The 8,416-nt window shown below is 63.3% G+C and carries 6 protein-coding genes and 1 tRNA gene; 5 read left to right on the top strand and 2 right to left on the bottom strand.

Annotated elements, in window-relative coordinates:
* Positions 1-156: 156 nt before the first annotated feature.
* Positions 157-231 (bottom strand) — tRNA-Gly (locus tag QQL24_RS34435).
* A 231-nt stretch (positions 232-462) separates the two neighbouring features.
* Between QQL24_RS34435 and QQL24_RS34430 the strand changes: the two genes are divergently transcribed.
* A complete protein-coding gene (locus QQL24_RS34430; protein ID WP_284316839.1) occupies positions 463-2,070 on the top strand; it encodes a peptide chain release factor 3 in 1,608 nt (535 codons plus the stop codon).
* A gap of 286 nt (positions 2,071-2,356) precedes the next feature.
* Here the strand turns inward: QQL24_RS34430 and QQL24_RS34425 are convergent, their stop codons facing one another.
* Complete coding sequence (locus QQL24_RS34425) at positions 2,357-3,421, bottom strand: alkene reductase (RefSeq protein WP_284316838.1); 1,065 nt, start codon at positions 3,419-3,421, stop codon at positions 2,357-2,359.
* 521 nt (positions 3,422-3,942) lie between these two features.
* Here QQL24_RS34425 and QQL24_RS34420 point away from each other — a divergent pair.
* From QQL24_RS34420 to QQL24_RS34405, 4 genes are all read left to right on the top strand, one after another.
* Positions 3,943-5,313, top strand: coding sequence for an extracellular solute-binding protein (locus QQL24_RS34420; protein ID WP_284316837.1), 1,371 nt, complete (start codon positions 3,943-3,945; stop codon positions 5,311-5,313).
* Between the two features lie 175 nt (positions 5,314-5,488).
* Positions 5,489-6,373, top strand: a complete 885-nt coding sequence (locus QQL24_RS34415; protein ID WP_284316836.1) for a carbohydrate ABC transporter permease — start codon at positions 5,489-5,491, stop codon at positions 6,371-6,373.
* 16 nt (positions 6,374-6,389) lie between these two features.
* Positions 6,390-7,304, top strand: coding sequence for an ABC transporter permease subunit (locus QQL24_RS34410; protein ID WP_284316835.1), 915 nt, complete (start codon positions 6,390-6,392; stop codon positions 7,302-7,304).
* A gap of 19 nt (positions 7,305-7,323) precedes the next feature.
* Positions 7,324-8,394: a sn-glycerol-3-phosphate import ATP-binding protein UgpC gene (locus QQL24_RS34405; protein ID WP_284316834.1), complete on the top strand. Its 1,071-nt coding sequence runs from the start codon at positions 7,324-7,326 to the stop codon at positions 8,392-8,394.
* Positions 8,395-8,416: the final 22 nt, after the last annotated feature.

The following is an 8,416-nucleotide window of genomic DNA, read 5'->3' as shown; positions in this document are numbered from 1 at the left end:
CTTCAAACATCCTGCTTCACACTCAAATCCGAAAGGTGGGATCGCAACAGCGCTTACCGTGCTTCCCCCTGCTTCCCCGCGTTCATTGCGAGGGCCGGTGAAACAAAAAGCCTCCCGAAGGAGGCCTCTTAAGTTATTGATTTCCCGAAGGAAAAATGGAGCGGGCGAAGGGATTCGAACCCTCGACCCCAACCTTGGCAAGGTTGTGCTCTACCCCTGAGCTACACCCGCATCCGTGGGCCGCCGATGCATGCGCATCAGCGAGGCCGCTCTATGCCAAAGGCTCGGCTGGATTGCAACAGGGAAATGTCAGAAATTTTCATTTGGCCCTTTCCATCCACAAGCCCCACCCCAAATCCCTGGGTGACGCGCGCGCCGTTTCGTGCCAAAAGCGCGCCCAATCCCGGATTTCCCAGAGCTGAGGGCTTTTTGGCCCTCGTGCTTTTTTTGAACGGTTTCGCCTTGAACGATCTGTCGCATACTTCCAACCTCACCCCGCTCGAGCGTGAAGTCGAGCGGCGGCGCACCTTTGCCATCATCTCCCACCCGGACGCCGGCAAGACCACGCTCACCGAAAAGCTGCTGCTGTTCGGCGGCGCCATCCAGCTCGCCGGCCAGGTCAAGGCCAAGGCGGAAAAGCGCAATACCCGCTCGGACTGGATGTCGATCGAGCGCGAGCGCGGCATTTCCGTGGTCACCTCGGTGATGACCTTCGAATATGAGGGCCTCGTCTTCAACCTGCTCGATACGCCCGGCCACGAGGACTTCTCTGAAGACACCTACCGCACGCTCACGGCGGTCGATTCGGCCGTGATGGTGATCGACGCCGCCAAAGGCATCGAAGCGCGCACGAGGAAGCTGTTCGAGGTCTGCCGTCTACGCGACATTCCGATCGTCACCTTCATCAACAAGATGGACCGCGAGGGACGCGACCCCTTCGAGCTGCTCGACGAGATCGAGAAGACGCTCGCCCTCTCCACCGTGCCGATGACCTGGCCGCTCGGCCGCGGACGCGATTTCGCCGGCACCTACGATCTTGCCGCCAGCCATGTCCGCCTGCTCGACAAGGATGTCGCACCGATCCCGGTGACGGCCGGCGATACCGCGGCGCTGGCCAAGGCGGTGCCTTCCATCGATGCGGAAGCCGCTTCGGAAGAGATTGCCCTGGTGCAGGAAGCCTGCGGCGCCTTCGACCTCAAGGCCTTCCGCGAAGGCCATATGACGCCGGTGTTCTTTGGCTCGGCCATCAAGAATTTCGGCGTGGGCGACCTCCTGCAGGGCCTCGGCGACTACGCCCCCCAGCCGCGCGACCAGGAGGCCGCCACTCGCATGGTCCAGGCCACAGAGGACAATCTCTCGGCCTTCGTCTTCAAGATCCAGGCCAACATGGATCCCAACCACCGCGACCGCATCGCCTTCGTGCGCCTGTGCTCGGGCAAGCTGACGCGCGGCATGAAGGTGAAGCAGGTGCGCACCGGCAAGTCGATGAGCCTCAACGCACCGCAATTCTTCTTCGCGCAGGACCGTGCGCTGGCCGAGGAAGCCTATGCCGGCGATGTCGTCGGCATCCCCAATCACGGCGCGCTGCGCATCGGCGACACGCTGACCGAGCGCGAGGACATCGCTTTCCTGGGCGTGCCGAGCTTCGCGCCTGAAATTCTGCGCCGCGTGCGCCTGCCCGACGCCATGAAGGCCAAGAAGCTGAGGGATGCGCTGCAGGATCTCGCCGAGGAAGGCGTGGTGCAATCCTTCCGCCCGCGCGACGGCTCCCCGGCCCTGGTGGGCGTGGTCGGCGCCCTGCAGCTCGACGTCTTGCAGAACCGCCTCGATGCCGAATATGGCCTGGAGATCCGCTTCGAACCCTCCGAATTCGCGCTGGCACGCTGGATCTCGGCGCCGACGCGGCAGGAACTCGACAGCTTCGTCTCCTCGCACACTTTCTCGATCGCCGACGACCTCGACGGCGATCCGGTGTTCATGGCGAAATCGGCCTTCGACCTGCGCTACCAGGGCGAACGCGCGCCGGCCATCGTATTCGCCGACATCAAGGACGTGAAGAAGGCGAAGTGACCGGGAGTGCGGACATCTTTTCCGCCTCTTGAACCGCCGCGTTCAAAGAAAAGGGCGCCGCCATCATGGCCGGCGCCCTTTCTTGCATTTCCACCATTTCCAAGAGCGGATCGTCCGACACTCTCTTGAGTGTCATGTGGACGTCCGCGCTGCCGGCCAATGCGCTCTTCCAGCGGGCGCGGCGCGCATGGCAAGGTCCCGGGTGCGCGGACATCTTGTCCGCCCTTTCTTCTCCCCGAAACGCGGCGGTTCCAAGAGCGGACGGGACGTCCGCGCTCCCAGGAAGTTAAGCCGGCTCCGTCTCCAGCGCGGGATAATCCGTATAGCCCTCGGCGCCCTTGGCGTAGAACGTCGCGGCGTTCCAGGCGTTCAGCGGCGCCCTGGCGGCGATGCGGACCGGCAGGTCGGGATTGGCGATGAAGAGCTTGCCGAAGGCCACGGCATCGGCGCCGCCCTGCTCCACCAGCGTCTCGGCGCTCTCGGGCGTGTGCTTCTCATTGGCGATGAAGACGCCCTTGAAATTCTCGCGGATCTTCGGGGCGAGGCTGGTACCGTCGAGATATTCACGGGCGCAGATGAAGGCGACGCCGCGGGCGTTCAATTCCTTGGCGACATGGCCGAACAAGGCCGGCGCATCGCTGTCGCCCATGGAGTGGGCATCGCCACGGGGAGCCAAGTGCATGCCGACGCGGTCGGCGCCCCACACCGAGATCACCGCATCGGTGACTTCGAGCATCAGGCGGGCGCGGTTCTCGACCGAGCCGCCATAGGCATCCTCGCGCTTGTTGGTGGAATCCTGCAGGAACTGGTCGAGCAGATAGCCATTGGCGCCGTGGATCTCGACGGCGTCGAAGCCGGCTTCCTTGGCGTTGAGGGCGCCCTGGCGATAGGCCTCGACGATGGCGGGGATCTCACTGGCCTCGAGGGCGCGGGGCGTCACATAGGCCTTCTCGGGCCTGACAAGGCTGACATGTCCCCTCGGCGCGATGGCACTGGGTGCGACAGGCAGGGCGCCGTCGAGATAGATGGGATCGGAAATGCGGCCGACATGCCAAAGCTGCAGGGCGATGCGGCCGCCGGCGGCATGCACCGCCTTGGTGATCTCCTTCCAGCCCGCAACCTGCGCCGCCGACCAGATGCCGGGCGTATCGGGATAGCCGACGCCCATCGGAGTGACCGAGGTCGCCTCGGTGAGGATCAGGCCCGCGGAAGCGCGCTGCGCATAATAGTCGCGCATCAGGGCGTTGGGCACGCGGCCTTCGCCGGCGCGGGTACGCGTGAGCGGAGCCATGATGACGCGGTTGGGCAGGTCAAGCGCTCCAACGCGGAGCGGATCAAGCAAAGTCGGCATCGTCAATAAACCTTATCAAGTGGTGGTCGACTGAAATCACAAGCCTTGCCCTCTGTCGTCAGCCGGGGGCACGGCGCTGCAGCCTCATAGTTCGATGTCCATCGAATATAGGAAAGCTATCGTGCAGTGCAACATCCTCACCTCGATGTGAAGGACATCGGCCGGATCGGCGTGCCTGCCATGCCGTTGGCGCAAGGCGGTGAGAGGCCTGAATGGCCCTGCCAGCAATGTCGCGGTTTTGCCACAACGATCACATCCGGTAGTTGTGCCAAGCTTGCCTTACGGTGCATCGAGTGAGAGGATGACCTTTCGCTGCGTCACCCCCGGAAAGAGAGGAAAATTCATCGGTCCCGTCCATTCTCCGTTGAAATTTGCCGGCTAATTCCCGCTTTCTGAAGCGCTTTGGAAAAGCTGAGCAAACTGAGACTTTTTCGGGGCATTGTTTATAAAGTGTCATGGAGTATCTCTAGGAGCGTCGACCTGATCGCGGCACCTTCGTGCTGCCCTCGAGAGGAAGAGCGATGTCTATATTTGGCAAACTAGCGAATCTGCGAAACCTCGTCAGCGTCGCCGGCGGCGCGATGATGCTGGCGGCGAGCGTCAGCGGCGCCTTGGCCGACAAGACGAAGGTCGATTTCTGGTTCGGCAATTCCGGCGACATCGCCAAGCGCGTGCAGGACGTCTGCCAGCACTTCAACGACTCCCAGGCCGATTACGAAGTCGTCTGCACCAGCCAGAACGGCTATGCGAACGCTCTTCAGAACACCATCGCCGCCTTCCGCGCCAACAAGCAGCCGACCATCGTGCAGGTCTTCGACATCGGCACGCTCGACCTCTTGCTCTCCGGCGCCTATTACCCGGTAAACAAGCTGATGGCCGACAACGGCTACAATATTGACTGGAACAACTACTTTCCCGGTATCCGCTCCTACTATGCCACCTCCAAGGGTGACATGTACTCGATGCCCTTCAACTCCTCGACCGCTCTGCTCTATTGGAACCAGGACGCCTTCAAGAAAATCGGCAAGGACGCCGCTCCCAAGACCTGGGAAGAAGTCGCCGACGACATGAACGCCCTCAAGAAGGCCGGCTATGACTGCCCGCTCGGCATCGACATCAGCGCCGACGAGGTCTGGCAGCTGATGGAGCAGTTCTCCGCCATCCACAACCAGCCGGTCGCCACTGAGAATAACGGCTATGACGGCCTCAACGCCGAGCTCGTCTTCAACAAAGGCAAGTTCGTCCAGTACGTCACCGACCTGAAGAAGTGGTACGACCAGGGTCTGGTCAAGCTGAAGTCGAAGCAGGCTGGCGAGGACTACATCACCGCTTTCGCTGCCGGCCACTGCCAGATGACCCTGACCTCGGTGGGCGACCACGGCACCATCACCCGCACCGCTTCCCCCGATATGCACTGGTCCGTGGCGGAACTCCCCGTCTATGCCGGCACCAACCGCAAGAACTCGCTGGTCGGCGGCGCCTCGCTCTGGGTGCTGCAAGGCAAGTCCCCGGCGGAATACAAGGCTGCCGCCGCCTTCCTGAACTTCGTCGCCCAGCCCGAGCAGGCCCTGTGGTGGTCCTCCAACACCGGCTACATCCCGGTCACCAAGTCGGGCTTCGACTTCATGACCAAAAACGGATTCTACGACAAGGCGCCCTATAAGGGCCGCGAAGTCGCCATCGCCTCGCTGACCGCCTCGGATCCGACGCCGATCACCCGTGGCCTGCGCCTCGGCGGCATGCCGCAGATCCGCGCCGAAGTCGCCAACGCCCTGCAGGCGGTCTTCTCCAACCAGGCTGCCGCACAGCAGGCGCTCGACGACGCCGCCAGCCGCGGCAACACTATTCTCCGCCGCTTCGAAGCCACCTACAAGGGCAAGCAGCTGCCTTGATCTTCGGCTGCAAAGCCACAACGACAGGAGGCCGGGGCTCAAGCTCCGGCCTTTGTCAGTAAGCGGGACCCAATTCGGTGTGCCGGTCTTCAGACCGGCATGCCTTCGACCTTCCCGAAGGTTGCAAGATGCCGGTCTGAAGACCGGCACACCAACCCCACTCCAGGGCGGATGCATGGAAAAGCGCGCAATCTTCACGAACAAATGGCTCGGCATCGCCTTCATCCTGCCGCAGCTCTTCCTGATCTTCACCTTCTTCTACTGGCCCGCGAGCCAGGCGCTCTACTGGGCCTTCACCTTGCAAAGGCCGTGGGGCGGCGGCAATGACTGGGTGGGGTTCTCGAACTTTGCGGCCCTATTCTCCGACCCTGTCTACTGGCAATCGGTCGTCCGTAGCCTGGTCTTCGCCGCGATCTCGACCGGACTTGCCATGGGCTCGGCCCTGGGCCTGGCGCTGCTGGTCGACCGCCAGCTCTCGGGCCACCGCATCTACCGCACCATGTTCGTGTGGCCCTATGCCATTTCGGCACCGGCGCTCGGCCTCGCCTTCCGCTTCATGCTGGGCTCGGATGCCGGCCTGATCGCCTTCGTCAACCAGATCTGGCCCGGCATCTGGAACCCTACCATCAACGGCTATGACGCCATGGCCGCCGTGATCTTCGCCTTTTCCTGGAAATTCGTCGGCTACAATTTCATCTTCACGCTCGCGGCCCTGCAGGCCATCCCCCGCTCGCAGATCGAGGCGGCAGCCATGGACGGCGCCGGCTGGCTGCGCCGCGCCTTCGACATCCAGATCCCGCTACTGACGCCAACCCTGTTCTTCCTCCTGGTGATCAACATCACCGACAGTTTCCAGGACAGTTTCGGCATCGTCGACATCATGACCTCGGGCGGGCCGGCCCGCGCCACCGAGCTGATGGTCTACAAGATCTATTTCGATGGCTTCAAAGGCCTCGACTATTCCGGCGCCGCCGCCCAGTCCATCGTGCTGATGCTGCTCGTCATCGGTCTCACCATCGCGCAGTTCCGCTTCCTGGAACGGCGCGTGCATTACCGGTAGCGCGTAGGAGCGCCCCATGGTCGAACGCACCCCGATCCTCAACTTCATTACCCACGCCCTGCTGCTGATCGGCGCCTTCATCACGCTGCTGCCTTTCATCATCGTGACGATCGCTGCCACCCATTCGCTGCGGGAGGTCAACCAGGTGCCGATGCCGCTCTGGCCCGGCCACGACTTCTTCGCAAACATGAAAGAGGCGTGGATGCGCGCCGATCTTGGCACCAAGCTGCTCAACAGCCTGATCTTCGGCGCGGGCCTTGCCTTCGGCAAGGTGGTCATCTCGGCGATCTCCGCCTATTCGCTGGTCTTCTTCGGCTATCGTGGCCGCGTCTGGATCTTCTGGGCGATCTTCATCACCCTGATGCTGCCGCTCGAAGTGCGCATCGTGCCGACCTATGCAGTGGCTACCAACGCGCTCTCGCCCTATCAGGCCATCCTCGACGGGCTCGGCATCACCTCGGCGATATCGATGCTCACCGGCACCACGGTAGATCTGCAGTGGAACCTGCTCAACTCCTATCCCGGCCTGATCCTGCCCTTCGTCGCCACCGCCACGGGCACCTTCCTCTATCGCCAGCACTTCATGACCCTGCCGGAAGAACTGGTGGAGGCGGCCAAGATGGACGGCGCCGGCGCGCTGCGCTTCTTCTGGGACATCCTGCTGCCGCTCTCGCGCAACAACATGGCGGCGCTCTTCACCATCATGTTCGTCTGGGGCTGGAACCAGTATTTGTGGCCCCTGATCGTGACCACCGAGCCCTCGCACATCGTCTCGGCCGTGGGTCTCCAAGCGCTTATACCCGGCCAGAACGGCATCCCGGAATGGAACCTCGCCATGGCCGGCACGCTGCTCGTGATGCTGCCCCCCCTCATTCTCGTGATCTTCATGCAGCGTTTCTTCGTGCGCGGCCTGGTCGCGACGGAAAAGTAAGTTTTGGAGAAAACCGGCAATGGCCGAAATTACCGTCCGCAATGTCCGTAAGAGTTATGGCCGCACCGAGATCGTGCACGGGGTCGATCTCGACATCCATGACGGCGAATTCATCGTCATCCTCGGCCCCTCCGGCTGCGGCAAGTCCACCCTGCTGCGCATGGTGGCGGGGCTCGAGTCGATCACCTCCGGCGAAATCTCGATTTCCGGCCGGGTGGTGAACGATATCGAGCCGCGCGAGCGCGGCTGCGCCATGGTGTTCCAGAACTATGCGCTCTATCCCCACATGAGCGTCGCCGAGAATATCGGCTACAGCCTCAAGGTCGCCGGTGTGCGCAAGGCCGAGCGCATGGAGCGCATCCGCAAGATCGCCGAGCCTCTGGGCCTGACCGACTATCTCGACCGCCGTCCAGCCGCCCTCTCCGGCGGCCAGCGTCAGCGTGTTGCCATGGGCCGCGCCATGATCCGCGAGCCCAAGGTCTTCCTGTTCGACGAGCCGCTCTCCAACCTCGACGCGCGCCTGCGCGTGCAGATGCGCGCGGAGCTGCGCCGCCTGCACCAGCGCCTGAAGACCACCTCGATCTTCGTCACCCACGACCAGGTCGAGGCCATGACCCTGGCCGACCGCCTGGTGGTGATCAACAAGGGCCATATCGAGCAGGTCGGTACGCCGGCCGAGGTCTATTCGAAGCCGGCTACCCGCTTCGTCGCCGGCTTCATCGGCTCCCCGCCCATGAACCTGCTCGAGGGCACGATCGAGAGCGGCGGCATCTTCGCACAGGGCAGCCACGCCCGCATTCCCGTGCCGATCCTCGGGGCAGCGGAGAAGACCGGCCGCAGGGTGACGCTGGGCGTGCGGCCGGAAGAGATCGCGCTCGCCGAGATCGGCACGCCGGGCGCGCTCGCCGCCACGGTGGATTTCGTGGAGGAGCTCGGCGCCGGCCGCATCGTGCAGGCCGACCTCAAGGGCACGCCCTTCGCCATCGCCATCACCGACAAGCGCACCCTCAATCCGGGCGACACGATCAACGTGGCGATCCTGCCCGAGGCGATCCACCTCTATGATGGCGAGACGGGGCTGAGGGTGTAGGCCGCCTGGGAGCGCGGACGTC

Source organism: Labrys miyagiensis (assembly GCF_030160835.1).
Lineage (GTDB): Bacteria > Pseudomonadota > Alphaproteobacteria > Rhizobiales > Labraceae > Labrys > Labrys miyagiensis.
The sequence above is the reverse complement of the archived record's forward strand: the minus strand, read 5'-3'. Positions and strand labels throughout refer to the sequence as shown.